We start from the raw sequence: 25,790 nt of genomic DNA, 5'->3' as shown, positions 1-25,790 counted from the left end.
TAAGCTGGGAGTCATGGCAGGAGGCAAGGGCGGCAAGCCGTCCAAGGAAGCGAAGGCCGCCGCGAAGGCGGCCCGGAAGCAGCAGTCGCGGGAACGCCGTCAGCAGCTGTGGCAGGCGTTCAACATGCAGCGCAAGGAAGACAAGCTGCTGCTGCCGCTGATGATCGGCGCCCTGGTCGGCATCACCGTCGTCTTCTTCGTGGTCGGGCTGTTCTTCGGCCTGCAATGGTTCCTGCTGCCGCTCGGGCTGCTGCTCGGCGTGCTGGCCGCGTTCATCATCTTCGGGCGCCGGGTACAGAAGAACGTGTACAGCAAGGCCGAGGGCCAGGCGGGTGCCGCGGCCTGGGTGCTGGACAACCTGCAGGGCAAGTGGCGGGTCAGCAACGGGGTCGCCGCGACCACCCAGCTCGACGCCGTGCACCGGGTGATCGGGCTGCCCGGCGTGATCTTCGTGGGTGAAGGCGCGCCGCAGCGGCTCAAGTCGCTGCTCGCCCAGGAGAAGAAGCGCACCGCCCGTCTCGTCGGTGATACCCCGATCTACGAGGTGATCGTCGGGAACGAGGAAGGCCAGGTGCCGTTGAAGCGGCTGCAGCGCCACCTCACCAAGCTGCCCCGCAATATCGACACCAAGCGGATCGACCAGATCGAGGGTCGGCTGTCGGCGCTCGGTTCCCGGAGCGGGCCCGCCATGCCGAAGGGGCCGATGCCCACCGGCGCCAAGATGCGGGGTATGCAGCGCACCATGCGGCGCCGCTGAGCCGGTCGTCTCAGTCGGCCGGCTCGCCGGTCAGCTCGCCGGTCAGCAGCCAGCGCACCCGGTCGTAGGCCGCCAGGTGGTAGCCGACGAGCACGGCCGTGGAGACCAGGGCGGCGGTAGGCAGCCCGGCGCCCCACAGCGCCGCGGCTCCACCGAACAGCACGACGATCTCCACTGCCAGCCGCACCGGGCCGGGGACCGGCACCGGGGCGGCGCCGCCGCGGCTCGGATCGTCCGGTACCGCGAACGTGCTCCAGAGCGCGGCGGCCGCGATCGGCAGGACCACGACCAGCAGATAGCGCCACGGTGAGTCGAACGCCCGCCAGCCGTACACGCCCATCGAGGCGAAGGCGATCAGTTCGAGCAGGAAACGCACGGCCAGCAGGGCCGGATTCAGCGACACGGCAGCAGCGTATCGCCGGAGCGGCGCGCCGGCCGGTTCAGCGGGCGCGTACCAGCGCGGTTCCGGTGGCCTGGTCGTGCATGCCCCGGCCGTCCGCATCGGTGAACAGCGCGGGCACCACGAACACCAGCAGCACCTGGCGGGCCAGGGCCCGGACGAAGCCGACGACCACCGGCGCGTCGATCCGGACCACCTTCAGCTTGAGGAAGTACTGTCCGGGCGTGAAGCCGAACAGGGTGACCGCCGCCACGCCGATGACGAACCAGAACACCAGCGTGAGGGTGGGCGAGTAGATGCCCTGCACCGCCACCATCGACAGGCCGAGCGCAATGACCCAGTCGATCAGCATCGCGAGACAACGGCGGCCCATCCCGACCAGTGATCCCACGCCCTCCTTGGGCAATCCGTACATCTCGCCGCGGTAGCCGACGGCATCGTCGGCGCCGGAGTCGGGGGAAGCGCCGGTCAACCAGGATCCGGTAATGCGAGCCATGCACCCAGGATACGGCCCGGCCACGAAGTGACCGACACCGCATAACCGGTGGTCAGACGTGGCGGCCCGAGACCGAGGTGGCAAGATGGGGTCAGCAGGTGGAGCAGTGGATGGCCGGAATCACCCTGGTCAACTCCACGCGTAACACCGGCGAAACACAGCCTTGACTGTAGGGAAACACCGCGTCCATAGCGTCAGATCGCGACGAACCCGACCGTAGCGACTGCCTGCAGGCGCTCGACAGGGCCAGCATCGACAAGGGCTGGGAACCGATCCGTAAGGAGAACAAGTGACGTTCAGCACGGCCGAAGAGGTCATTCAGTACATCAAGGAAGAGAACGTCGAATACGTCGACATTCGCTTCAGTGATCTGCCCGGTGTGCAGCAGCACTTCTCGATCCCGGCGAAGGCCTTCACCGCCGACCTGGCCGAAGAGGGCCTGGCGTTCGACGGTTCGTCCGTTCGTGGGTTCCAGTCGATCGACGAGTCGGACATGCTGCTGCTGCCCGACTTCAGCACCGCGCGGATCGACCCGTTCCGCAGCGCGCGGACGCTGAACCTGAACTTCTTCGTGCACGACCCGTTCACCCGCGAGGCCTACTCCCGTGACCCGCGCAACATCGCGCGCAAGGCGGAGGAGTACCTGCGTTCGACCGGTATCGCCGACACCGCCTTCTTCGGCCCCGAGGCCGAGTTCTACATCTTCGACGGTGTCCGCTACGGCTCGGCGATGAACGGCTCGTTCTACGAGATCGAGTCCATCTCGGGTTCCTGGAACACCGGCGAGGAGTTCAACCCGGACGGCACCCGCAACCTGGGCTACAAGGTCCGCAACAAGGGCGGCTACTTCCCGGTGGCCCCGTACGACCACTACGTCGACCTGCGCGACAAGATCTCGACCAACCTGCAGAACGCCGGTTTCGAGCTGGAGCGCGGCCACCACGAGGTCGGCACCGCCGGTCAGGCCGAGATCAACTACAAGTTCGACACCCTGCTGTCGGCTGCCGACGACCTGCAGCTGTTCAAGTACATCGTGAAGAACACGGCATGGAAGGAAGGCAAGTCCGTCACCTTCATGCCGAAGCCGCTCTTCGGTGACAACGGCTCGGGCATGCACGTGCACCAGTCGCTGTGGAAGGACGGCAAGCCGCTCTTCCACGACGAGGCCGGCTACGGTGGCCTGTCCGACCTGGCCCGCTACTACATCGGCGGCATCCTGCACCACGCGCCGTCGCTGCTGGCGTTCACCAACCCGACCATCAACTCGTACCACCGCCTGGTGCCGGGCTACGAGGCCCCGATCAACCTGGTGTACTCGCAGCGCAACCGGTCCGCCGCGGTCCGCATCCCGGTCTCGGGCAACAACCCGAAGGCCAAGCGCATCGAGTTCCGCGCGCCGGACTCCTCGGGCAACCCGTACCTGGCCTTCGCCGCCATGCTGATGGCCGGCCTGGACGGCATCAAGAAGAAGATCGAGCCGATGGCCCCGGTCGACAAGGACCTCTACGAGCTCCCGCCGGAGGAGGCCAAGAACATTCCGCAGGCCCCCACCAGCCTGGCGTCGGTCATCGACCGCCTCGAGGCCGACCACGAGTACCTCACCGAGGGCAACGTGTTCACCCCGGACCTGATCGAGACCTGGATCGACCTCAAGCGCGAGAACGAGATCGCCCCGGTCAACCTGCGGCCGCACCCGTACGAGTTCGAGCTCTACTACGACGTGTGATCCGAATCGGATCTCGACCTGCGGTCGAGGCGGCCCGGTAGGGCGCTCGACCGCGGGCGGTCCGCAGTAGGTCGTTTCGAGTCCACCCGTTCCGCGATTACGTTTGCGGAGCGGGTGGACTCTTCTGTGTTTCGGCGCCGTCACCAGAGAATTCCTACTCGGTTTGATAATCTGGCAGGCATGGGCGACGGCGAGTTGGGCATCGGTGAGGGGCAGGCGACGCGAATGAGCGTGTCGTTGCCCGAAGGCACCGCCGAGGCGGTCCGTCGGCGGGTGGGTAAGCGGGAGTTCTCGTCGTTCGTCGCTTCGGCTGTCGAGCGTGAGCTGCGCGGTCTCGTACTCGACGAGTACCTCGCCGACCATGAGCGCCGCAGGGGCCCGATTCCTGCCGACGAGCGGCAGCGGGCCAGGGATGCCTTCGACGGCGCGATGCAGGAGCCCGGGCAGTGGCCCGCGGCCGGCTGAACCGGCCGGCCTCCCGTCGCACGGACGTCACGCACCGCGGCACTGCGGTGCTGGACTGTCAGGGGCTCTCGCGGCTTGCCGATGATGCAGCATCAGTGGTTGCGCTGGTCGCCGAGGCGCGTGCCCGCGGGATGGAAGTGGCGATCAGTGCGCTCACGATCATCGAGGCCACGCATCGCAAGACGAACTGCGCCCGCTTGACGTGGTTGTTGTCCGGTGTACGGGTCGAGCACGTCGATGAACGGACCGCGAAGGCTGCCTCGATGCTCCTCACCGAGGCCGGGCTGCACGGCCACAAGTACGCAATCGACGCGGTCGTCGCGGAAATGGCCGCTCGGCAACCAGCTCCTGTGGTCCTGCTGACCAGTGACCCCGAGGACATGGCCACCCTGTGTGGTCCTGCTGTCCGGATCATTCCGATCTGATCCGGCCGGGCGGCCCGTCGGATCGAGGGCTGTGCCTGTGGTGGTCGCGGGTCCCCGCCGGGGCCGGTGCTGCCCGGTGCCGGTACCGGATGACTTCACCCGCGTTGGGTGAGGAGAGGCGGCGAGGCGACGGCCTACGGTCGCGGCAGCCGACCAGATGCCAGTGAGGGAACGGCACATGATGACCGATCAGGATCCGTCCGCTGTCTCGACCCCGAATCGGGTGACCACCGCCCTGGCCGATTTCACCTTCGACGACGGTTACCCGACTGCGGCGACCGGTGCCGCCGCCTATGAACTGCTCGACCGCATCCATGGCATCGAAGCCTTCATCGCCGGGCTGCCGGCGGTATCACAGTGGGCGATCCGAGACGGATTCGCCCGGATCGGTGTGCACGACGGCGATGTGCTGATCTTCTCGGAACTCATGGACTGCAACTCGCTGTTCCTCACCGCGAACGCCGACACCGTGTACTTCATCACCTACCTCGACCTCTCCGGCGGGCCGATCGCAGTGGACGTCCCCGAGGGTGTGCTGGCGGTGGCCGACGACATGTGGTGGCGATGGATCACCGATTTCGGCATTCCGGGCGCGGATCGTGGGCACGGCGGCCGGTACGTGTTCACCGGCCCGGGTTAGTCCTGGCAGCCTTCCGATATCGAGGCAGTCGACTGGCCTGCCGGGTGCTCAGTCGGCGACCATGCGGGCGGCCAGTGCCGGCGCGAGTCGGTGAATACCCAGTAGCAGGCCGACTTTCCCGACTCGGATGGTGTGCCGGTGCGGGTCGCGAATTCCGGCCAGGATCGCCGCTGCCGCGGCGTCGGGGCTGATCTTTCCACTTCCTCGGCCGTCGGTCATCGCCGTATCGACCAGCGGCAGCATCGCATCGACTACCCGGACGGTCGGTGCGTCGGCGGCCAGCTGGTATCGCAGGGACGTGGTAGCGGCGATGAGTCCTGCCTTTGTCGCGCAGTACACCGGTGCCGATCGTTTCGGTACGACGCCGAGGGCGGAGGTGATGTTGACGATGGTGGCATTCGGCGCGGAGGTCAGCGTGGGCAGCAACCGGGCGGTCAGGCGGAGCGGCCCGGTGAGGTTTCCGGCCAGCTCTGCAGTCACGTCCTCGACCAGCCGGTCGTTGTCGGTGGCCGTCCATTGCCGGGCGAACTGCACGGCGGCATTGTTGACGACCAGGTCCAGTCCGGGCTGTTCGGCGGCTCTGGCGGCCAGCCGGTCCACCCCGGCGGGGTCGGCCAGGTCGGTGCACAGGGTTTCCAGGCCGGGGATGTTGTCGGCTGCTGCCGCGAGTCGGTCGCGGTTGCGTCCACAGATCAGGACCCGGTATCCGCCGGCAGTCAGTTGCCGGGCCAATGCGAATCCGACGCCACCGGCGCCGCCGGTGATCAATGCGGTCCGGGTGGTGGATGTTTCGTTCATTCCGCGGCCCGATGCCCTTCTTCCACGGCGAGGATCAGATCGTCGAGCCGGAAGTACGGCACGGTGAACAATGCGGAGTCGCGCAGGTGTTCGATCGCCAGGTAGTACTCGGCGAGATCAGTGGTGGTGAAGACCGCGATATCGCTGCACCGAGCGCTGAATGCCTCCGCGTCGTAGAACCTCATGGTGGTGCGGGTGCAGATGCCGAGTGCCTGGTCGAGGGCCGTGTCGGCAGTTTTCCGTCGTTCTTCCCGGCTCAGCGACAGCCAGCCGGGTAGCGCGGTGAGCAGCATGAACGCCGTGTACTCGGTCGACAGCGACGGTGGTGAAGCATTTGTTACATCCATGCCGGCGACCCTAGATGAAGCAAATGTTACAGTCAATGGGTGACCGATCGGCGTAACGAACTCCTCCAGGCGGCCCTCACGGATTTCGCCCGCCACGGCTTGGTCGACTTCACCCTGCGCGGATTGGCCGGGCGGATCGGGACCAGCGCACGAATGCTGGTCCACTACTTCGGTAGTCGTGAACAGCTGCTTTCGGCGGCATTCGCCGAACATCGTCGCCAGGTGCAGGAGCAGCTCGCCGCCGCGCCCGACCGGTCGCCGGCCGGTGCCGCCGCCTCGGCCTGGGTGACGATGACGGCGCCGGAGCAGCGCACGCACTTCACCGTCATGTTCCATCTGCTCGCGGCCGGTCTCACTCCCGAAGCGCCCGAGCGGTCCGTGGCTGCTGATGCCGTTCTCGCGTGGGTCGACTATGCGACCGACCTGCTCATCGCGACCGGTCGCGATGCCGAATCCGCGCGGGTCGACGCCACTGTGCTGGCCTCCGGTCTCAAAGGTGTGCTGCTCGATCGGATGTTGACCGGTGACACCGCGCGCTGTGACGCGGCGGCGCGACGTCTGATCGATGCGGTGGTGGCACCTGTCGCGGGGGGGTGACCGAAGCTCGGCAGCTCCGCGCCTGGCGATGTACGGAGCCCGCTACGTTGTGGACAGTGCAGACGTGCGGAGAGGGTGATAGGCGTGCCGGAAGTCGGGGAGCAGGGAATCGCGGTCGACCTCGATGACCTGCGGTTGTTCGCGGTGGTGGCCGATGAGCTGCACTTCGGCCGGGCTGCGGCCCGGCTGCATCTGAGCCAGCCGGGGCTGAGCTATCGGGTCAAGGCGCTGGAGGATGCACTGGGTTATCAGGTGCTGGCCCGGAACCGGCGGGAGGTGCGGCTCACGGCGGCCGGGGAGGTGCTGCTCGCCGGTGCGCACCGGTTGCTGGGGGAGGCGCACCGGGTCGTCGACGACGGTGGCCGGGTGGCGCGCGGTGAACTGGCGACGGTCCGCGTCGGATTCGTCGGGACGGCGTTGTACAGCCTGTTGCCCGATGTGGTGCGGACGGCCCGGGAGCGTTATCCGGCGCTGCAGGTGCGGGTCGAGGAACGCAAGACGGCCGACCAGGTGCGGCTGTTGCGGCTCGGTCAGTTGGACCTGGGTCTGGTGCACCTGCCGGTGGATCCGCGGGCCGGGTTGACGGCCACCCCGGTGCTGGAGGAGCCGGTCGGGATTGCGCTCCCGGCCGAACATCCGTTGTCCGGTGCGGAATCGATCGCCCTGGCCGATCTGGCGCAGGACGCGTTCGTGCTGTTTCCGCGCGAACTGGAGCCGCAGACCTACGACCGCTACACCGATGCCTGTGTGACAGCGGGGTTCGCGCCCCGGATCGCCCACGAGGCCACCGGGTTGCAGACCATTCTGGCGCTCGTCGCGGCCGGTGCGGGCGTCGCATTCGTGGCGCGGTCCGTGGCCCGCACCCTCGACCGCGCCGGGGTGGTGTTCCGGCCGTTGACCGGTGTGGCGCCGCGCTTGGTCACCGGCCCGGTCCGGCTCGCCGGAAGCGGGCATCCGGGTGCGGCGTTGCTGCACGACATCATCCTGGACACCTGCAGTTATCGAATGGACAAATCACAGCAGGAAGAATTCGTATTGGACTGATAACAGCAGGGTCCATAGCGTTTCCGGTATGGACATTCACGACTCCGTAGCCCTGGTGACCGGCGCGAACCGTGGCCTCGGCCGCGCCCTGACCGAAGCACTGCTCGCGGGCGGCGCCCGGCGTGTATACGCGGCGGTGCGCGACATCGAATCCCTGACCGGCCGAGACGACCGGGTGATCCCGCTCCGGCTGGACCTGACGTCCCCGGCCGACATCGCCGCCGCTGCCGACCGGGCGCCCGACGTCACTCTGTTGATCAACAATGCCGGCGCCGCCCACTTCGCCGATCCGTTCACCGCCCGCCGTGCGGAGATCGCCGCCGAGCTGGCCACCAACTTCACCGGCACCCTCGACCTGATCCGCGCCTTCGTGCCCGGCATCGAAGCCGCCGGCGGCGGTGCCGTGGTCAATGTGCTGTCGTTGCTGGCCCTGGCCGGTACCCCGCCGATGGCCGGGTACTCCGCGTCGAAGGCGGCTCTGCATTCGGTCACCCAGGCCATGCGCCCGGGCCTGCAGGCACGCGGCATCGCCGTACACGGCGTGTACCCGGCCGGTATCGACACCGATATGGTCGCCGGATTCGACGATATGGCCAAGGCGGCACCGCGCACCGTCGCCGACGGGATCCTGGCGGGTGTCGCCGCCGGGCATCCGGACATCTTCCCGGACCCCACCGCCACCGAGATGTCGGCGCTGTGGTGGTCCGATCCCAAGGGATTCGAACTCGCCTTCTCCGGGGCAGCGCAGTGACCGGGGCACAGCCGCGCGTCGCGGTGGTCGGGCTCGGGGCGATGGGAGCCCGGCTGGCGCAGAATCTGTGCGCTGCCGGCTACCCGACCGTGGTGGCCAACCGGTCGCCGGAGCCGGTGCGGCGGCTGGTCGCGGCGGGGGCCGCCGCGGCGGAATCGCCGGCCGAAGCCGCCGCGGTGGCCGAGATCGTCCTGGTCGCAGTGCGTGACGACGACGCGTCCGACCGGGTGTGGCTCGACTCGGACACGGGGATCCTGGCCGGGGCGTCACCCGGCACCCTCGCCATCGAGGCCAGCACTTTGTCCCCGGGGTGGGTCCGGCGGCTCGCCGCAGTCGCCGGCGGGGCCGGTCTGCGTTTCCTCGAAGCCCCGATGATCGGATCTCGGCCGCAGGCCGAAGCGGGTGCCCTGGTCCACCTCGCCGGCGGCCCGTCCGGGGTCCTGGCCGACGCCCGGGACGTGCTGGAGGTCGGCGCTGCCCGTATCCATCACACCGGCGACTACGGCACCGCAGCCACCCTGAAACTGGTCGTCAACGCATCCCTGGCCACCCAGATCGCCGCTACCGCAGAACTTCTCGGCATCGTGCAGCGATCCGGCCTCGACCGCACCGAATCGCTGCGCCTGCTGACCGAACTACCGGTGACCAGCCCGGCCGTCGCCCGCGCGATCGGCGTCATGACCGCCGGTGACTTCGCGCCGAACTTCCCGGTCGAGCTCGTCGCCAAGGATCTGGACTACCTGGCGGCACTGGCAACGGACCTCGACGCGGAGGCGCCGATGGCCCGGGCTGCGCTGGCTGGCTACCGGCGGGCCGAATCCGGCGGTTACGGCGCTGCCGACCTGACCGCGATCGCGGCCGTCTTCGGTTCCGCGGCAGATGGATCCGGACCGGACCAGGCGCTGTCGCAGTAGCGCAACTACCGGGCAGTGACGGCGCTGACGAACAACAGCACCATCGCGCACCCTTGCAGTGCGGAACGCAGCCCGATGACGGAATCCCAGCGCTGCTGGAGCGATCGTGCCTCGGGCAGGATCCGGCCGGTCTCGGCGGCCGCGGTCAGCTCCCGGTTCACCGGGGCGCTGATCGTGCCGTAGATGGCGAACCACACCAGCAGTGCTACGACCGCGAGAATACCGGTCGCCACCGAGATCGTGCCGGCTCCGGTGACTGCCGCAGTGACGGTGGCGGCAGCGCAGGCCAGTAGTCCCAGCATGCCCGGAACCCGCAACCGTCGATCGCCGTAGAGGTGGATGTACCCCATTGCCGCAGTGAGGGTCTCATCGGTGACGCGAGCCATCGCCGAACGCTGGACGACGGCGCAGAATACGTCGGTGCCGTAGATGATTCCCACCGTGAGCAGGGCGGTGCCGATCAGAGCTGCATGTGCCACAGCGTTTTTCTCCTGGCCTCGAGATCATGACCCTAGCGATGATAGAACTTATTTCGTCGCTAAGTCCATGGGTGGCCCGCCTATTCGGGTGCACCGTTGGCGGGTTGCGGCACTTTCGGTGCGCCGAACCAGCGGGTCAGGTCCTCGAGTAGCTCTCGCCCGCGCTCGGGGCCGCCCTTCATCCGCCCGTCGAGGGCGAGTCCGACCAGTCCGTGCAGGTGTGCCCAGAGCAGGTCGGCGGCCGCGTCCGGGTCGCGGGTGACTTCGCCGAGGCCGGGCATGGCCGTCGCAGCGGTGTGTCGCAAAATCTCGAAGCATTCACGGGCGGACTCCGGCGCATCGGCAGTGCCGAACGGAATCTCCGGCAGGCTGTGCATGAGCCGGTACAGGTGTGGGTCGGCCATGGCGAAATCCCAATAGGCTGCCGCGATCGCCGGCAGGGCGCCGCCTTCGTGCTGCTGAATCTCGGGGCACTGTGCTCGTCCGAGCCGCTCGGCGAGCTCGGTGAACCCGACGTCGACCAGGTCGACCAGCAGGGCGCGCTTGCCGGCGAAGTACTGATAGACGATCGGGACGGTGTATCCGACGCGATCGGCCACCGATCGCACGGTCACCCCGTCGTATCCGCCTGCCTGGTCGGCGAGTGTGCGGGCTGCCGAGAGCAACTCCGAACGCAGCCGGGCCCGTGCCTCGGTGCGCTCGTCTGCAGTGCCTTTGATTCGTTTGCCGTCGCGTGGCACGCCTCTCCTGCCGGTCGATTTCTAACAGGGCTAGACAATCGTAGCGCCTCGGGGATAGGTTGATTTCTAACGTTGATAGAAATCATGGATGGGGAGGCGTATTCGATGCGAGTGCTGGTGACCGGTGTTTCCGGAACGATCGGCAGTGCAGTAGCCAGGGCCGTCATGCGGCGTGGGCATGCGGTGGTGGGCACGGTGACCGGTGTCGAGCGGCCGGTTCCACTCGGTGTCGAGCCGCTTGTCGCAGACCTCTTCGAGGCCGATGCACTCGACGAGGTGCTGCCGACCGTCGATGCGGCAGTGCATGCGGCTTCGAGTAACGATGAGCGATCCGGTGAACTCGACGACACCGTCGTTGGCGGTGTGCTGGATGCGTTCGCGAATACCGGCAAACCGTTCGTCTATACGAGCGGGCTGTGGCTGCACGGCCACACCGGAGATACCCCGGCTACCGAGGAGTCGGAGTTCGTGCCGCCGCTCGTGGTGTCCTGGCGTCCGGCGGTGGAGGAAGTAGTGGCCGCTGCGGCAGTCGCGCGTGGCGTCAGGACCATCCGGATCCGGCCGGGTCTGGTGTACGGCGGTGGGCGCGGCTATGTGCCGATGCTGTTGAGTCCGCAGGAATCCGGCGGGGGAACGGTCGTCCGCCGGCTCGGCGACGGGTCGACTCGCTGGTCGGTCGTGCATGCCGACGACCTCGGTGAGCTCTACGCGCTGGCGCTCGAGTCCGCTCCGGCGGGGGCGGTCTACCTGGGTGCACTGCCGGAATCGGTAGCGGTGAGCGCTGCGGTGAACGTGACCGCCGAGCGGACCGGCAGCCGGGTCGAAGCGTGGGATCCGGAGGATGCGCGGACGCAGTGGGGCGTCATGGTGGACGCGTTCCTGCTCGACCAGGTCGCCGACAATACAAGGGCGCGAAAGGAGTTGGGCTGGTCCCCGAGCCGGCCGACGCTGCTGGAGGAACTCGGGGCCGATTGATCGGCCGTCGTGCCGGAACTCCACGACGCCGGTCACACGGTCGCGGGGCTCGCCCGATCGGATGCCACTGCCGCAGCGCTCGCTGCCGCCGCCGTCGAACCGATTCGGGGCGGTCTCGGCGACCTCGCCACCCTGCGTGCCGCCGCGGCCGAGGCGGACGGCGTCGTACACCTGGCCTTCGATCACGAACTCGCTTTCGCAGGCGGCAATTTCGAAGCTGCCGCCGAACGGGACCGGCGCGCCGTCGAAGCCCAGGGGCCCTGCCGTCCACCGCCGGGACGCCGGCGACCTGAGCACCGGACGCGGTGACCGCGTCCGGTGCCGTGCCGCGCTACTGCGACCGGCTGCGGATATCGGTGACGATGGCGGAGAAATCCCGACCGGCCGACTCCTCGTCGAACCGACGATAGATCTCGGCGGCGAGCAGGCCCAGCTGCCCATCGATCCCGTTGTCGCGCAGGGCGTCCGCGGCCAGACCGAGGTCCTTGGCCATGAGCGCGGTCGCGAAACCGGGCCGGTAGTCGTTGTTGGCGGGGCTGGTCGGCACGGGTCCGGGGACGGGGCAGTAGGAGGTGAGCGACCAGCACTGCCCGGACGCGGTGGACACGACTTCGTAGAACTTGTCGTTGGTCAGCCCCAGCTTCTCGCCGAGCACGATCGCCTCGGACAGGCCGATCATGGACAGGCCGAGCATCATGTTGTTGCAGATCTTCGCGGCCTGTCCGACCCCGGCGTCGCCGCAGTGCACGACCTTGCCGCCCAGCACCTCGAGCATCGGCAGCGCATCGGCGAAATCGGCAGCGGCGCCGCCCACCATGAAGGTGAGGGTACCGGCGGCTGCGCCGGCCACCCCGCCGGAAACCGGTGCGTCGAGGGCGCGGTGACCGGCGGCGACGGCATCGGCCGCGGCGGCCCGGGCATCGGCGACATCGATGGTGGAGCAGTCGACGAACAGGGTGCCGGGTTTCGCCGCGGGCAGGATGTCGCGGTAGACGTCGCGGACGATACGCCCATTGGGCAGCATGGTGACCACGACCTCGGCTTCGGCGGCCGCGGCCGGGGTGTCGACGACGGTGGCGCCGTCGGCCCGGGCCCGGTCCAGGGCGTCGGCGGCCGGATCGTAGGCGCGGACGTCGTATCCGGCCCGGACCAGGTTGGCGGCCATCGGGCCGCCCATATGGCCGAGCCCGAGGAATCCGATCGTGGTGGTCATTCGGTTCCTTCCGGGGCCGCCAGGCCCAGTTCGCGGTCGCCGAGTCCGGCGAAGTAAGCGGCCACCCGGTCGCCGGAGACCTCGTCGAGGGTGGCGGGGGACCACTGCGGGTTTCGGTCCTTGTCGATCACCTGGGCCCGGATTCCTTCGACCAGGTCGTGGGTGCCCAGCGAGGCGATGGAGACCCGGTATTCCTGGTTCAGCACCTCCTCGAGGCTGCCGAGCGCGCGCGCCGAGCGCAGGGCACGGAGGGTGGCCTTGCCGGCGGCCGGGGACTTGCCGAGCAGATCCTCGGCTGCCTTCGCCGCCTCCGGCGCGTCGGCGGCGCGCAACCGGGCGACGATCTCCTCGACGCGGTCGGCGGCATAACAGCTGTCGATCCAGTCCCGCTGGGCGACCAGGTGCGATTCCGGTGCGGGCCGGTCGAATTTGACGATCGCCACGTCCGGGTCGGCGCTGCGCAGCGCCTCCAGCAGCGCCGGAAGGTCCTCGGCGAGCACATAGTGGTCGGCGAAACCGGCGGCGATCGCATCGCCGGCGTCCATCCGGGCGGTGGTGAGGGCGATATGGGTGCCGATCTCACCGGGGGCCCGCGAGAGCAGGTAGGTGCCGCCGACATCGGGGACGAAACCGATCCCGACCTCCGGCATCCCGATCCTGGAGCGTTCGGTGACGATGCGGTGGCTGCCGTGCCCGGAGATCCCGACCCCGCCGCCCATCACGATGCCGTCCATGACGGCGACGTACGGCTTCGGATAGCGGTTGATCAGGGCGTTGAGGATGTACTCGTCGCGCCAGAACCGCCCGGTCGGTGAGTCCGCCGGCACCTCGCCGTCGTAGTTCTTCGCATCGTTGTGGATGCCGACGATATCGCCGCCCGCACACAGGCCGCGGTCACCTGCGCCGGTCACGGCGACGGCGTGCACCCGGTCGTCGGTGGCCCAGGTGCGCAGCGCGTCGAGCATGGCCGTCGCCATGGCATGGTTGAGCGCGTTGATGGCTTTCGGCCGGTTCAGCGTGATCAGGCCCAGGCCGTCGCGCTGTTCGATGAGGATTTCGGGCTCGTTCATGCTGCTCCCACTACCGAGCGGGCGATGACCACCCGCATGATTTCGTTCGTTCCCTCCAGGATCTGGTGCACCCGCAGATCCCGGACGATCTTCTCGAGGCCGTACTCGGTGAGATAGCCGTACCCCCCGTGCAGCTGCAGTGCCTTGTCGGCCACCCGGAATCCGGCGTCGGTGGTGAACCGTTTCGCCATGGCGCACAGCTCCACTTTGTCGGTGGCGTCCGCGTCCAGGGCCGCCGCGGCCCGCCACAGCAGGGTGCGGGCCGCTTCCAGGTCGGTGCGCATATCGGCGAGTTCGAACCGCAGCACCGGATTGTCCAGCAGCCGGTCGCCGAAGGCGCGGCGTTCGCCCAGGTAGCTGACCGTCCGGTCCAGCGCCGACCGGCCGCCACCCAGCGAGCAGGCGGCGATATTGAGCCGGCCGCCGTTGAGTCCGTTCATGGCGATCCGGAAACCGTTGCCCTCGGCGCCGAGCATATTCGCCGCGGGCACCCGGGCCGCCTCGAGGATCACCTGACGGGTGGGCTGGGCATGCCAGCCCATCTTCTTCTCGTCGGCGCCGAAGGACAGGCCCGGGGTGTCGGCCGGGACGATGAAGGCCGAGATGCCCTGCGGCCCGGCCGCACCGGTGCGGGCCATCACCACGTACACATCCGTGCTGCCGGCCCCGGAGATGAACTGCTTCACGCCGGTGAGCAGGTAGTCGTCGCCGTCGCGCACCGCGCGGGTGGTCAAGGCTGCAGCGTCCGACCCGGCCCCGGGTTCGGTGAGTGCGTAGCTGCCGAGCCATTCCATCGAGGTCATCCGGGGCAGCCAGCGGTGCCGCTGCTCCTCGGTGCCGTAGCTGTCGATCATCCAGGCCACCATGTTGTGGATGGAGATGTAGGCCGCGATCGCGGGGCACCCGGTGGCGAGCTGCTCGAAGATACGCACCGCATCCAGGCGCCGCAGCCCGGAGCCGCCGACATCCTCGCCGGTGTAGATACCGCCCATGCCCAGCGAACCCGCCTTGCGCAGCACGTCCAGCGGGAAATGCTGCTGTTCGTCCCATTCGAGGGCGTTGGGGGCCAGCAGTTCGTCGGCGAAGGAACGGGCGGTGTCGGTGATCGCCGTTTCGTGGTCGTCGAGTTGGAACATCGCCTCAGTCCATCGTGGGGATGACGAATGCGTTCTGCCCGGGACCCGACGGCGCCGCATTCCTTTCGACCGACTCCGGCCAGCGCTGCGTCACCGTCTTGGTCTTGGTGTAGAAGCGGATCGAATCCGGGCCGTGCTGATTGAGATCACCGAACCCGGAACGCTTCCAGCCGCCGAACGTGTAATAGGCGATCGGCACCGGAATCGGCACGTTGACCCCGACCATGCCCACGTTCACCCGAGTGGCGAAATCGCGCGCGATATCGCCGTCCCGGGTGAAAATGGCGACACCGTTGCCGAATTCGTGCTCATCGGCCAGCCGCAGTGCTTCCTCATAGTCGGCCGCCCGCACCACCGACAGCACCGGGCCGAAGATCTCCTCGCGGTAGATCCGCATATCCGGGGTGACCCGGTCGAACAGGGTGGCGCCGACGAAGTAGCCGTCCTCGGCGCCCTCGACGGTGCGGCCGCGCCCGTCCACCACCAGTTCGGCCCCCTCGTCTACGCCGGTTCGGACGTACTTCTCGACCCGGTTCACGCCATCCCGGCCGACCAGCGGGCCGAAATCCGCGCCCGGATCGTCGGAGCGACCGACGCTGAGCTTGTGTACCCGCTCGGTGAGCGCGGCGACCAGGCGGTCCGCGGTCTGCTCACCCACCGGCACCGCCACCGAGATCGCCATGCACCGTTCACCGGCCGAGCCGTATCCGGCGCCGATCAACTGGTCGGCGACATCGTCGAGGTCCGCATCGGGCATGACCACCGCATGGTTCTTGGCGCCACCGAAACATTGCGCCCGCTTACCGTTCGCCGTCGCGGTCTCGTAGATGTACTGCGCGATCGGGGTGGAGCCGACGAAGCCGACCGCCTTGACCCGGTCGTCGTGCAGCAGCGCATCGACCGCCACCTTGTCGCCGTTGACCACATTGAACACACCCGGCGGCAGGCCCGCTGCCAGGAACAACTCGGCCAGCCGCAGCGGCACCGAGGGATCGCGTTCCGACGGTTTGAGGACGAACGCATTGCCGCACGCCAGCGCAGGGCCGGCCTGCCACAACGGGATCATGGCGGGGAAGTTGAACGGGGTGATTCCGGCGACCACGCCCAGCGGCTGCCGCATCGAATACACATCGATACCGGTACCCGCGCCCTCGGTGTACTCACCCTTCATCAGATGGGGGATACCACAGGCGAATTCGATCACCTCCAGGCCGCGCTGAATATCGCCTGCGGCGTCCGGCACGGTCTTGCCGTGCTCGGCGGAGAGCAGCTTCGCGAGATCGTCCATCTCGTCCTGCACCAGGGTCAGGAACTTCATCAGCACCCGCGCCCGCTTCTGCGGATTCGTCGCCGCCCAGCCGGGCTGTGCCGCCGCCGCATCGGCCACGGCCGCCGCGGCCTCGGAGGCGGAGGCGAGGGGTACCCGGGCCTGTACCCGGCCCAGGTTCGGGTCGTGGACCTCGCCGAAATTGCCCGACGTGCCGGGGACGAGTGTGCCGCCGATGAAGTGTGTCAGTTCGCGAACCATGCCAGTCCTGTTCTCGCTGCGGATACCGGATGGCCGGAGGTCGTGGTGCGCCTACCCGGCCACTGCAGTTGCCGTGGTGGGTCCACGCGCTGCAGCAGTGCTCGGCCATCCTATAGTTGGATATCCAAGTAAATCGAGAGTGTGCTGCGTCACATATCGCCGGGCTGTCGGCACGTGGCTGTTACCAGGCATTTCTCGTCGAATCGACGATAGCGGCGCGACGGCGTGGCTATGTTGACTCGCAGTCAGTAGTGCTGTTGGGGCGGTCCGAGAGGTTGGTCGGACCTGGAAGAGGTGAGTACCTGCTGACGGCCCCTGGCGTCCGACGGGTGGGCGTTCGGACCGAGGCCGGCCGGTGGGGAGAGCGGGCGGTCACCGCCCGGGATCCGCGGCGGGTGCCGGTGCTACCCGGAGTTCGGCGATCCGCTTGCCGTCGAGCTCGCTGACCGTGAATCGGTGGCCGGCGATGACCACGCTGTCCCCGAGCCCGGGTAGCCGCTGAAGATGATCCAGGACGCAGCCCGCCACCGTTTCGTAGGGTCCGTCGGGGAGTTCGACACCGATGATCTTCTCCGCGTCCTCCACGATCAGCAGGCCGTCGAGCCGCCGGTCCGACGGGTTGTCCGGTGCTCGTTCTCCGGCAGCGGGATGCGGGTCGAATTCGTCGCGGATCTCGCCCACCAGTTCCTCGACGATGTCCTCCAGGGTGGCGATCCCGGCGGTGCCGCCGTATTCGTCGACCACCAGCACCATCTGGATGTTGTCGTGGCGCATCCGGGTGAGCGCGGCGAGTGCGGATTTGGAACCGGGCAATTCGAGCAGCGGCCGGCGTAGCTCGGCGACGGTGGCGGCTCCGGTGCCGGAGGCGCGCAGCAGATCACGTAGATGGACGAAACCGGTGACATCGTCGAGTGAGTCCGCGGCGACGGGAAATCTGCTGTGGCCGAGTTCGATCGCCCGATCGCAGGCCTCGGTGACCGGCGTCTGCATCCGCAGGAAATCGACCTCGGTCCGCGGCCGCATCACCTCGGCGAGACATCGTTTTCCGGCATCGAACACGTCGGTGAGTACCTGCCGCTGCTCATCGGGCAGATCGTGATGCCCGGTCACCATATCGCGTAGTTCTTCTCGGGTGATTTCCTCGCGCTTGTGTTGTGGATCGCCACCGAGGAGTCGCACGAGCACATTCGTGGAAATCGAGAGCAGCCAGATCACCGGAGTCATGAGGGTCGCGAATCGGTCCAGTGTCGAGGCCGTCACCAACGAGAATCCGGCAGCGCGCTGCATGGCGATTCGTTTGGGCACCAGCTCACCGAGGATCAGCGACAGATACGAGATCGCCAGTGTGGTGCCAACCAAGGCCACGGTGTTGGCGACGCTCGCGGACCATCCCCAATTCTGCAGGGTAGGAACGAAATCCGGGGCGATGGTTGACGCGCCGTAAGCAGCCGAAAGGAAGCCGGCCACAGTGACGCCGATCTGCACGGCGGAGAGGAAGCGATTGGGATTGCGTGCCAGCGCGGCGGTGCGGGCGCCTCGTTTCCCGCGCCGGGCGAGCCCGCGGATCTGACTTTCCCGCAGCGTGACGAGGGCGATCTCGGCCCCGGCGAATACGCCGCCGATCAGAACGAAGATCAGCACCATGGTGACATGGACGAGCGTGTCCGAAGTCATGGCCGTCGTCGATGGCGACTCCGGGGTCCGGGTCTTTCGTAGTCGTCCATCGTCCTTTCCCCCGCGCCGGAATTGCACGCAGTGTCATACCAGTGTAGTCGAACAATTCGGCCGACCGGCCTTCCCGGCAGCGCAGGAAGGCTCGGCCGCTCCGGTCGCCGGCTCGGTCAGAGCACCCGCGGGACGCTGGAGGGGAATGCCCAGCCGGCCGCGGCGCCGATGCCGGCACCGGCGGCAGCACCCGCAGTGGCACCGGCCGCCGCTCCGGCGGTACCACCGATGACGCCACCCGCGACGCCGCCGACGACGATTCCGGCCGGAACGGTGGCGGGGGTTACCGCGACGCCGACCCCGGTGAGCGCCGGGGAAGCCCCGACGACACCGCCGACGACCGCGCCTGCCGCCACGCCCAGCGCCGCGCCGCCGACGGCTCCGGCGGCAGTGCCGATACCGGCGCCGATCGCCGCGGCATTCTCGATCGCCCCGCGGCCACCGTCCTGCCACGCCGGCAGCCGCTCCTCGGCTACCTGCTCGGCCGCGTACGCGACCGGCGCGGCCGGCAGCGGCGCCGTGGCTTCCGGCGATGCGGGCACTTCGGTTTCCGGATACTCCGATTCCAGGTACACGGGCGGAATCAGCGGCTGAGCCGCGACCTGGGTGTAGCCGGAGGTGGCGCTACGGCCCGGCTGCGGGGCCGCAGCGGCAGTCGCCGCCTCGGCCTCGGCAGGCATCGTGTGCACGACGGCACCGGGGGCGTCGGGGCCCAGCGGTGCGGCAGAGGCCACACCGACTGTGGTGAACGCCGTGGCGATCGGCACAGCGACGGTGGTGGACCAGATACTTGTGCTCGGCTTTGCGTGACGTGCGGTCATCGTTTCGGTACTTCCCTCATCGGCAACGAAATTCTGTCGAATCCTCCCGATGTGGTTACTGGCCGAAGATGAATGCACCGTGAACAGCTCGCGGTGCGCAGGTCGCCGCCGCCCTGCTGTTCGGTTTCCCGGTGCCGGGCGACAGGTGGCGCGGGTGCGGAATCAGCGAAGCGGCAGCCCGGTACGGCAGAGCGCTTCGAAACGACGCCAGGCGGTGTCGGCCGGGGTGGGCCCGGTCGGGGTGATGACCGTGCCCAGCAGCCCCAGCAGGCCCCAGGACAGGAAGGTCACCGTTTCGGCGAAGTCGTCCTCGCCCAGGTCGAGGTGGCCGGTGAGCTGCTCAGTGAGCAGGGTGGCCGTCGACTGCCGGTAGGCGCGCAGCACGGTCGCGGAGCTCTTGGGGCCGATCAGCGGCCGGTAGACCTCCGGATAGCCGGCGGCGAGGCGGAACATAGTGCGCAGCGGCGTCAGCGGGGGGTCGCCGGGCGGGGTGGCGTTCATCTCCCGGTGCAGGAATTCGGTGCAGCTCACCACCAGCAGGTCGTCCTTGTCCCGATAGTGGGCGTAGAAGGTGGAGCGGCCCGTATCGGCACGGGCGATGATGTCGCTGACGGTGACGCGCTCGTAGCCGCGGTCGATCATCAATTCGATGAGGGCCCGGTGCAGGGCATCGCGGGTGCGCCGGACCCGGCGGTCGGGGTGCTCGTTCATCGGATCCTCCGCGGGACAATTCCACCGGAAGTGTCCGGTAACGGACATCCCGGCCGATATTGCGTCTGGTCCGGGGCTGGGTGGCTGCCGACCATGGGTTCATGACTACCACGACCAGCTCGCGCGTCCCCATGTTCGCCGGTGAACCGGACGGTCTCGTCCTGCACGGCCTGCGCCGGTACAACCTCTTCACCGACGTGTTCTTCCTCGGTCGGCACGGCCGGTTGATCACCGAGCTCGCTGCGGCCGCCGGGGCCCGCCCGGGTGACCGGGCGCTCGATGTCGGCTGCGGCCCGGGCAAGCTGGTGCGTGCTCTCGGTGCCGTGGTGGGCCCGTCCGGGACCGCGGTGGGTGTTGATCCGTCGCCGGAAGCGGTAGCCGACTGCCGCCGCCGGGATCGCGCCGGGCACCACCGATACGAATCGGGCGTGGCCCAGGAGCTGCCCTTCGGCGACGGCGAATTCGATGTGGTGACCTGTACGTTCGTCATGCACCACATACCCGAGGAGCAGCGGCTCCCGGCGATCGGGCAGATGTGGCGGGTGCTGCGCCCGGGCGGGCATCTGCTGCTGGCCGACGCGCACCCGCCGGCCCTGGTGCGGTCCGTGTTCCGGATTGTCACCCGAGCCGATATCGATCCCTTCGAAGCGATCGATATCCGGCAGTACCGGGCAGCTTTGCAGGACACCGGTTTCGTGGACGAACAGTTCACGGTGCGGCGGTGGAGCGGGCTGCTCACGATTCGCAAGCCATCTGCGTGACCGGTGCGGTGTTGCGCTATTCGCACACGACCGCCGAGAGAACCGCAGAAATCGCGTTGGCCGGACGTTTGTGTGCGAATAGCGCAACCCAGGAGCTCCGGTGGCCGAGTTCGCCACCCGGGGGAGGTTGCTCGGCTACGCTGGCCCGCAGTGGCAGAACCGCTCGGATCGGGGGTGCTGGATGGAATCGCAGCAGGAGACACGACTGGAGCCGACGGCCCGGCAGTTCGCCGAAGCGGCGCACGGTGACCAGAAATTCGGCGCCGACGAGCCGTATGTCACGCATCTGGCTGCGGTGCGCGGCGTGCTGGCGGACTTCGGCTACGACGGTGATGTCGCGGTGGCAGCCTGGTTGCACGATGTCGTCGAGGACACCCCGGTCACCGTCGACGAAGTGGAGGACCGTTTCGGCACCGAGGTCCGGCACCTCGTCTGGGCGGTCACCGGAGTCGGGCCGGACCGCAAGCAGCGCAACCTCGACGCCTATCGCAAGATCGCCGCGCACCCACCGGCGGTGATCCTGAAACTGGCCGACCGCATCGCCAACGCCGAGGCCAGCCCGCCGGACAGCAGCTGGATGGGCATGTACCGCAGCGAATACGCCACGTTCCGGGAGCATCTGGGACCTTTGCTGGCCGGCGACGAGACGGTCGCGCGGATGTGGGAGCGTCTGGACCGGCGCCTGTCCGAGGACCCGCCGCGCACCGGGGCGAACGGACCGGACTGGCACGAGATCGATCGATTGCTTTCCGCCGGATCCCACGAGGAAGCGGTCCGGGCCATCCAATCGGCGTTCGGCTGCGACCGCGGCGAAGCGGAACGGGTCGCCGACGAACGCAGTTGAGGTCATCGCCACGACTTCGTGCGCGGGTTCGCCCGTCGAACGGCTCGCGGCGGCGGCCGTACACGTGGCGATGCGGTGGTCGCGGGCGCGCCGGCGTAGCTGCCCGGCAGATCGGACGTTCCGCCTCGATGTGCTACCCGGGCGGCAAGGACGGCGAGCCGACCACAGGCAGTGAGCCGAGGCCACGGACCGGGTCGGCTCGGGCGTCCTTCGTGGTGGCCGCATTCCACGAGTATCGACGTGGGCGAATCGCCGGTCCGTGGGCGCGTGCTGGGGCGGAGCAGTGCGCACTCCGGTGCGTGGCGGGCGTTCCGCCGAATCTGCGGCGCCGGCAGCAGGACCGGTTCCGGTCCGGCGCAGCGGCCGGGTTCAGAATCGTTGCCAGGCGGGCTTGTTGGCCTCGGCATACCGGTAGTAGTCGGCCAGTTGCAGCTCGCTCGCAGCGGGTTCGTCGATGACGACCGTGACATGGGGGTGCCACTGTATGACCGAGGCCGGGCAGAAGGCGGCCAGCGGTCCTTCGGCGGCCGCGGCGATGGCGGCGGCTTTACCGTGGCCCAGCGCGATCATCACCAGGTGCCGGGCTTCGCAGATGGTGCCGAGCCCCTGGGTGAGGACATGGTGCGGGACCGCGTCGGGGCCGTCGAAGAAGCGGGCGTTGTCCTGCCGGGTCTGTGCGGTGAGGGTTTTCACCCGGGTGCGGGAGGTGAGCGCCGAGCCCGGTTCGTTGAAGCCGATGTGCCCGTCGGTGCCGATGCCCAGCAACTGCACATCGATGCCGCCGGTCGCGGCGATGGCCGTGTCGTAACGGTGCGCTTCGGCGGCGATATCGTCGGCCTCCCCGTTCGGGCCGAACACCAGATCCGGGTCGATGTTCACATGTTCGGTGAACTCGGACCTGATCACCGAGATGTACGACTGCGGATGGCTTTTCGGCAGGCCGACATACTCGTCGAGCAGGAAGGCACGGCAGCCGGAGAAGTCCAGGCCGTTCTCCCGGTGCCGGCGCGCGAGCTCGGTGTACGCGCCGAGCGGCGACGATCCGGTGGCCAGCCCGAGGGTGGCCGGACCGCGGCGCACATAGTCCTCGACGATATCGGCGACCGTGGCGGCGGCCGCTTCGGCGGTCGGGCGGATCACGATTTCCATGGCTGTCCTTCCGTTCCGGCGATCAATACCCGCCGGGGTTGCAGATCGGCGCCGGTGACGACCAGGTCGGCCCGGGCCCCGGCGGTGATGACCCCGCGCTCGCCGTCGATGCCGAGCTGCCGGGCGGGGGTCCGGGTGGCGGCGGTGACCGCGTCCGAGAGCGGGACCCCGGCCTGCTGGACGGTCCAGCGCAGCACATCGAGCAGTCGTGCGGTACCGCCCGCGATCGAGCCGCTGCCGCCGTCGGGGGTGGTGAGCCGGGCGACGCCGGCCCGCACCCGCACGTCCAGGGCGCCGAGCCGGTAGTCGCCGTCGGGCATCCCGGCGGCCGCCATCGCATCGCTGACCAGGGCGATCCGGTGCGGTCCGACCGTGTCGAACACCATGGCAACGGTGTCCGGTGCGAGATGCACGCCGTCGGCGATCAGTTCGACCACCAGATCGCCCCGCCCGGCCGCGGCCAGGCAGGCGCCCGCAGGGCCGAGCGCGCGATGATGCAGTGGTGGCATCCCGTTGAACAGGTGGGTGGCGGTCAGCGGCGCCCCGGCCGCTTCGGCGATCCGGGCGCTCGTGGTGGCGGCGTCCGCATCGGTGTGGCCGAGGCTGGGGAGCACATCGTGCCGGCGCATGGCCGCCAGCAGTGCCTCGAAGTTCGGGGTTTCCGGCGCCACCGTCATCGACCGCACCGTGCCGCGGGCGGCGACGCAGATCCGCTCGAACAGCTCCGGATCGCCCGGCACGATCGCGGCGGGATCCTGCGCACCGCAGCGCACGGTGTTCAGAAACGGACCCTCCAGATGGATGCCGAGCAGTTCCCCGCTCTCCACCAGGCCCGCCAGGACCCCGGCCTGCCGCACCAGCATCTCGGCCGGTGCCGACACCAGGCTGCCCAGCATCGCAGTGGTGCCGTGCGCACGGTGGTGGGCGGCGACCCGCCGCGCCCCTTCGTCGTCCGCATCGGGGAAGCTGGCCCCGGCCCCGCCGTGACAGTGCAGGTCGATCAGCCCCGGCAGCACCAGCTCGGCCGTCGGTTCCGGCACCAGCTCCGGCGCACCGTAGGCAGCCACGGGACCGACCCAGGAGATCCGCGCACCGGTGATCTCCACGATCCCGTCGGCCAGCTCACCACCGGACGTGCCGACCACCCGCCCGCGAAGCAGCTGCACGCGGCCGGTCATCGGGTCTTCCCGAGTCCCCCGGAGCCTCGCCCCGGCGGCGGGCCGGCCATGTCCCGGCTGGTGGACTCGGCCCCTCCGGCGACCGGCCCGCAGTCGTGGTCGGCGGTGAGCCCCGGCCTGGGGGCGGGCAGCAGTAGGTGCTGCCCGCCGGGTTGGGCACGGAGGTTCACCGGGACCCCAGGGCGGCAGCAGCGGCGGCGCGGGCCGACTGCGGGTCGGCGGCGGCGCCGGCGTGGTCGGCGGCGGATCGGCAGGTGTCCAGGTCGACGGCTGCCAGCGCGGCCCGGACGGGCCCGAGCGCGGGAACCGCCATGGACAGGCTGGTGACGCCGAGCCCGGCCAGCACCGGGGCGAGGGCCGGATCGGAGGCGGCCTCACCGCAGACGCCGACCGGTTTTCCGGCGGCCTCGCCGGCGGCGCCGACCATGCCGATGAGGTCGAGCAGCGCCGGCTGCCACGGATCCAGCAGGGTGGCCAGGCCACCGGCCATCCGGTCGGCGGCGCAGGTGTACTGGCTGAGGTCGTTGGTGCCGATGCTGACGAAGTCGAGATGTGCCAGCAGGTCCGCGGCGCGCAGTGCCGCGGCGGGGATCTCGATCATGGCGCCGACCTTCGCGATCCCGGCCGCGCGGGCCCGGGCGGCGAAGTCCGCGGCTTCCCCGGCGGTGGCCACCATCGGCGCCATCACCCACAGATCCGCACCGGTGGCTTCGCCGGCCCGGGCCAGCGCGGTGAGCTGGGTGGTCAACGCCTCCGGGTAGACGCCCGCGACCCGCAGCCCGCGCACCCCCAGGGCCGGATTCTCCTCGGAACCGAGGTCGAGGAACGGTAATGGCTTGTCCGAACCCGCGTCGAGGGTCCGCACCACCACGCGGCGGCCGGAGAATTGCTCGAACACCTCGGTGTACGCGGCGATCTGGTCGTTCAGGCCGGGGGCTTCGGTGCGGCCCAGGTACATGAATTCGGTGCGGAACAGTCCGACACCCTCGCTGTCGGCGGCCCCGGCCTGGCGGGCGTCGTCGACGGTGCCGATATTGCACAGCAACCGGATCGGGGTGCCGTCGGCGGTACGGCCGGGCCCGTGCGCGGCGGCGATCCGGGCGGCCTGCGCGGCGGCCCGTTCGGCGGCCGCGGCCCGGCGCTGCGGGGTCGGGTCGATGACGACCTCGCCGGTGCCGCCGTCGAGCAGCACCGGCGCGCCTTCGATCAGCCGGTCGGTATCGGGGCAGTTCACCACGGCGGGCAGGCCCAGCGATTTGGCCAGGATCGCGGTGTGACTGGTCGGCCCGCCCTCGGTGGTCAGCAGCCCGACCACCTCGCTGTCCCCGAGCAGTGCGGTATCGGCAGGCGCCAAGTCCCGGGCGACCAGGACGAACGGGTGGCCCGGTGCGGGGATACCGGGTATCGGCTGCCCGAGCAGCACCGCGACGGTGCGGGCACTGATATCGCGGAGATCGGTCACCCGTTCGGCCATGTAGCCGCCGATCTCGGTGAGCCTGGCGCAGAATCCGTCGAAGGCCAGATGCACCGCATGCGCCGTGGGCATCCCGTCCGCCAGGTGTTTCTCGGTGGCGGCGATGATGCCGGGGTCGCGAGCCATCGTGGCCGACATGGCGAGGATGTCGGCGGCCACGCCTTCGACTCGGCCGGCGCGGGCGGTCAGTTCGTCGGCCACCTCGTGCAACGCGGCCTTGGCACGTTCCAGTTCCTCGGGCACCGAGTCGCCGACCGGATCGGCAGGGGAGGTCTCGACCGGGTTGCCGAACCGCAGCCACGGCGCACACACGGTGCCGGGGCTCACGCCGAGGCCGGTGATCGTCTGCTCGGCCATCAGGCGGCGTCCAGGTCGGTGGCCAGCAGTTCGCACAGATCCGTCAGCACCCGGTCGCTGTCCGGTCCGTCGGCGTGCAGGGTGACGACGGCGCCGTGTTCGGCGCCGAGGGTCATCACCGACAGGATGCTGGTCGCGTCGACCGGTTCGCCGCCGGCCAGCGAGATCCGGACCGGCATCGGGGCGGCCGCGGCGGCCTGGGCGAATGTGGCGGCCGGGCGGGCGTGCAGCCCGACGGGTGAACCGATGACGACGGTACGTGTGGTCAT

30 protein-coding genes are annotated in these 25,790 nt (G+C 69.1%); 13 read left to right on the top strand and 17 right to left on the bottom strand.

The window, feature by feature from the left end:
* Positions 1-13 precede the first annotated feature (13 nt).
* Complete coding sequence (locus tag AC1HFH_RS19335; protein ID WP_480244202.1) at positions 14-757, top strand: DUF4191 domain-containing protein; 744 nt, start codon at positions 14-16, stop codon at positions 755-757.
* A 10-nt stretch (positions 758-767) separates the two neighbouring features.
* Here AC1HFH_RS19335 and AC1HFH_RS19330 read toward each other — a convergent pair whose 3' ends face one another.
* Both AC1HFH_RS19330 and AC1HFH_RS19325 read right to left on the bottom strand, forming a co-directional pair.
* The gene (locus tag AC1HFH_RS19330; protein WP_480244201.1) at positions 768-1,160 is read right to left on the bottom strand and encodes a YrdB family protein; all 393 of its coding nucleotides are present in this window, start codon (positions 1,158-1,160) and stop codon (positions 768-770) included.
* A gap of 37 nt (positions 1,161-1,197) precedes the next feature.
* The gene (locus tag AC1HFH_RS19325; protein ID WP_480244200.1) at positions 1,198-1,653 is read right to left on the bottom strand and encodes an RDD family protein; all 456 of its coding nucleotides are present in this window, start codon (positions 1,651-1,653) and stop codon (positions 1,198-1,200) included.
* A 289-nt stretch (positions 1,654-1,942) separates the two neighbouring features.
* Between AC1HFH_RS19325 and glnA the strand changes: the two genes are divergently transcribed.
* From glnA to AC1HFH_RS19305, 4 genes are all read left to right on the top strand, one after another.
* Complete coding sequence (gene glnA / locus AC1HFH_RS19320; protein WP_480244199.1) at positions 1,943-3,379, top strand: type I glutamate--ammonia ligase; 1,437 nt, start codon at positions 1,943-1,945, stop codon at positions 3,377-3,379.
* Between the two features lie 180 nt (positions 3,380-3,559).
* Positions 3,560-3,844, top strand: coding sequence for a hypothetical protein (locus AC1HFH_RS19315; RefSeq protein WP_480244198.1), 285 nt, complete (start codon positions 3,560-3,562; stop codon positions 3,842-3,844).
* Positions 3,845-3,939: 95 nt separating this feature from the next.
* On the top strand, positions 3,940-4,269 hold the full coding sequence (locus AC1HFH_RS19310; RefSeq protein ID WP_480244197.1) for a DNA-binding protein: 330 nt from the start codon (positions 3,940-3,942) through the stop codon (positions 4,267-4,269).
* Between the two features lie 178 nt (positions 4,270-4,447).
* Complete coding sequence (locus AC1HFH_RS19305) at positions 4,448-4,909, top strand: DUF1254 domain-containing protein (RefSeq protein WP_480244196.1); 462 nt, start codon at positions 4,448-4,450, stop codon at positions 4,907-4,909.
* A gap of 48 nt (positions 4,910-4,957) precedes the next feature.
* Here AC1HFH_RS19305 and AC1HFH_RS19300 read toward each other — a convergent pair whose 3' ends face one another.
* Both AC1HFH_RS19300 and AC1HFH_RS19295 read right to left on the bottom strand, forming a co-directional pair.
* The gene (locus tag AC1HFH_RS19300) at positions 4,958-5,707 is read right to left on the bottom strand and encodes an SDR family oxidoreductase (protein WP_480244195.1); all 750 of its coding nucleotides are present in this window, start codon (positions 5,705-5,707) and stop codon (positions 4,958-4,960) included.
* Positions 5,704-6,054 (bottom strand): darcynin family protein, encoded by a 351-nt coding sequence (locus tag AC1HFH_RS19295; protein ID WP_480244194.1) that lies wholly within the window; start codon positions 6,052-6,054, stop codon positions 5,704-5,706. Before AC1HFH_RS19295 ends, AC1HFH_RS19300 begins: the two co-directional genes overlap by 4 nt.
* 39 nt (positions 6,055-6,093) lie before the next feature.
* Between AC1HFH_RS19295 and AC1HFH_RS19290 the strand changes: the two genes are divergently transcribed.
* The 4 genes from AC1HFH_RS19290 (at position 6,094) to AC1HFH_RS19275 (ending at position 9,360) form a co-directional block, all read left to right on the top strand.
* Entirely contained in the window at positions 6,094-6,651 is a 558-nt protein-coding gene (locus AC1HFH_RS19290) for a TetR/AcrR family transcriptional regulator (RefSeq protein WP_480244193.1), read from the top strand.
* An 84-nt stretch (positions 6,652-6,735) separates the two neighbouring features.
* Positions 6,736-7,695, top strand: a complete 960-nt coding sequence (locus tag AC1HFH_RS19285) for a LysR substrate-binding domain-containing protein (RefSeq protein WP_480244192.1) — start codon at positions 6,736-6,738, stop codon at positions 7,693-7,695.
* Between the two features lie 28 nt (positions 7,696-7,723).
* The gene (locus tag AC1HFH_RS19280; RefSeq protein WP_480244191.1) at positions 7,724-8,446 is read left to right on the top strand and encodes an SDR family NAD(P)-dependent oxidoreductase; all 723 of its coding nucleotides are present in this window, start codon (positions 7,724-7,726) and stop codon (positions 8,444-8,446) included.
* Positions 8,443-9,360 (top strand): NAD(P)-dependent oxidoreductase, encoded by a 918-nt coding sequence (locus tag AC1HFH_RS19275; protein WP_480244190.1) that lies wholly within the window; start codon positions 8,443-8,445, stop codon positions 9,358-9,360. Before AC1HFH_RS19280 ends, AC1HFH_RS19275 begins: the two co-directional genes overlap by 4 nt.
* Before the next feature lie 5 nt (positions 9,361-9,365).
* On the opposite strand, the gene AC1HFH_RS19270 is transcribed toward AC1HFH_RS19275, so the two are convergent.
* Both AC1HFH_RS19270 and AC1HFH_RS19265 read right to left on the bottom strand, forming a co-directional pair.
* On the bottom strand, positions 9,366-9,839 hold the full coding sequence (locus AC1HFH_RS19270) for a DUF1772 domain-containing protein (protein WP_480244189.1): 474 nt from the start codon (positions 9,837-9,839) through the stop codon (positions 9,366-9,368).
* An 80-nt stretch (positions 9,840-9,919) separates the two neighbouring features.
* A complete protein-coding gene (locus tag AC1HFH_RS19265) occupies positions 9,920-10,579 on the bottom strand; it encodes a TetR/AcrR family transcriptional regulator (protein ID WP_480244188.1) in 660 nt (219 codons plus the stop codon).
* An 84-nt stretch (positions 10,580-10,663) separates the two neighbouring features.
* Between AC1HFH_RS19265 and AC1HFH_RS19260 the strand changes: the two genes are divergently transcribed.
* Entirely contained in the window at positions 10,664-11,554 is an 891-nt protein-coding gene (locus tag AC1HFH_RS19260) for an NAD-dependent epimerase/dehydratase family protein (RefSeq protein WP_480244187.1), read from the top strand.
* A 9-nt stretch (positions 11,555-11,563) separates the two neighbouring features.
* On the top strand, positions 11,564-11,863 hold the full coding sequence (locus AC1HFH_RS19255) for a hypothetical protein (protein ID WP_480244186.1): 300 nt from the start codon (positions 11,564-11,566) through the stop codon (positions 11,861-11,863).
* Positions 11,864-11,885: 22 nt separating this feature from the next.
* On the opposite strand, the gene mmsB is transcribed toward AC1HFH_RS19255, so the two are convergent.
* From mmsB to AC1HFH_RS19220, 7 genes are all read right to left on the bottom strand, one after another.
* Positions 11,886-12,767 carry a 3-hydroxyisobutyrate dehydrogenase gene (mmsB, locus tag AC1HFH_RS19250; RefSeq protein ID WP_480244185.1) on the bottom strand — a complete coding sequence of 294 codons (882 nt, stop codon included), beginning with the start codon at positions 12,765-12,767 and terminating at the stop codon, positions 11,886-11,888.
* Positions 12,764-13,837 (bottom strand): enoyl-CoA hydratase/isomerase family protein, encoded by a 1,074-nt coding sequence (locus AC1HFH_RS19245; protein ID WP_480244184.1) that lies wholly within the window; start codon positions 13,835-13,837, stop codon positions 12,764-12,766. Before AC1HFH_RS19245 ends, mmsB begins: the two co-directional genes overlap by 4 nt.
* Positions 13,834-14,973 carry an acyl-CoA dehydrogenase family protein gene (locus tag AC1HFH_RS19240; RefSeq protein ID WP_480244183.1) on the bottom strand — a complete coding sequence of 380 codons (1,140 nt, stop codon included), beginning with the start codon at positions 14,971-14,973 and terminating at the stop codon, positions 13,834-13,836. Before AC1HFH_RS19240 ends, AC1HFH_RS19245 begins: the two co-directional genes overlap by 4 nt.
* Before the next feature lie 4 nt (positions 14,974-14,977).
* A complete protein-coding gene (locus AC1HFH_RS19235) occupies positions 14,978-16,501 on the bottom strand; it encodes a CoA-acylating methylmalonate-semialdehyde dehydrogenase (protein WP_480244181.1) in 1,524 nt (507 codons plus the stop codon).
* A 372-nt stretch (positions 16,502-16,873) separates the two neighbouring features.
* Positions 16,874-18,175, bottom strand: coding sequence for a hemolysin family protein (locus AC1HFH_RS19230; RefSeq protein WP_480244180.1), 1,302 nt, complete (start codon positions 18,173-18,175; stop codon positions 16,874-16,876).
* A 167-nt stretch (positions 18,176-18,342) separates the two neighbouring features.
* A complete protein-coding gene (locus AC1HFH_RS19225; protein ID WP_480244179.1) occupies positions 18,343-19,047 on the bottom strand; it encodes a hypothetical protein in 705 nt (234 codons plus the stop codon).
* 162 nt (positions 19,048-19,209) lie between these two features.
* Positions 19,210-19,758: a TetR/AcrR family transcriptional regulator gene (locus tag AC1HFH_RS19220; RefSeq protein ID WP_480244178.1), complete on the bottom strand. Its 549-nt coding sequence runs from the start codon at positions 19,756-19,758 to the stop codon at positions 19,210-19,212.
* Between the two features lie 101 nt (positions 19,759-19,859).
* Between AC1HFH_RS19220 and AC1HFH_RS19215 the strand changes: the two genes are divergently transcribed.
* On the top strand, positions 19,860-20,519 hold the full coding sequence (locus AC1HFH_RS19215; protein ID WP_480244177.1) for a class I SAM-dependent methyltransferase: 660 nt from the start codon (positions 19,860-19,862) through the stop codon (positions 20,517-20,519).
* Positions 20,520-20,700: 181 nt separating this feature from the next.
* The gene (locus AC1HFH_RS19210) at positions 20,701-21,363 is read left to right on the top strand and encodes an HD domain-containing protein (protein ID WP_480244176.1); all 663 of its coding nucleotides are present in this window, start codon (positions 20,701-20,703) and stop codon (positions 21,361-21,363) included.
* A 369-nt stretch (positions 21,364-21,732) separates the two neighbouring features.
* Here the strand turns inward: AC1HFH_RS19210 and nagB are convergent, their stop codons facing one another.
* The 4 genes from nagB to AC1HFH_RS19190 form a co-directional block, all read right to left on the bottom strand.
* Positions 21,733-22,512, bottom strand: a complete 780-nt coding sequence (gene nagB, locus AC1HFH_RS19205; protein ID WP_480244175.1) for a glucosamine-6-phosphate deaminase — start codon at positions 22,510-22,512, stop codon at positions 21,733-21,735.
* Positions 22,500-23,690 carry an N-acetylglucosamine-6-phosphate deacetylase gene (locus AC1HFH_RS19200; protein WP_480244174.1) on the bottom strand — a complete coding sequence of 397 codons (1,191 nt, stop codon included), beginning with the start codon at positions 23,688-23,690 and terminating at the stop codon, positions 22,500-22,502. Before AC1HFH_RS19200 ends, nagB begins: the two co-directional genes overlap by 13 nt.
* A gap of 166 nt (positions 23,691-23,856) precedes the next feature.
* Positions 23,857-25,521 carry a phosphoenolpyruvate--protein phosphotransferase gene (gene ptsP / locus AC1HFH_RS19195; RefSeq protein ID WP_480244173.1) on the bottom strand — a complete coding sequence of 555 codons (1,665 nt, stop codon included), beginning with the start codon at positions 25,519-25,521 and terminating at the stop codon, positions 23,857-23,859.
* Entirely contained in the window at positions 25,521-25,790 is a 270-nt protein-coding gene (locus tag AC1HFH_RS19190) for an HPr family phosphocarrier protein (RefSeq protein ID WP_480244172.1), read from the bottom strand. The genes ptsP and AC1HFH_RS19190 overlap by 1 nt, the downstream gene beginning before the upstream one ends.

The sequence above is a fragment of the Nocardia sp. KT25-26 genome (genome assembly GCF_056627695.1).
This window is presented reverse-complemented; position numbering and strand designations above follow the sequence as displayed.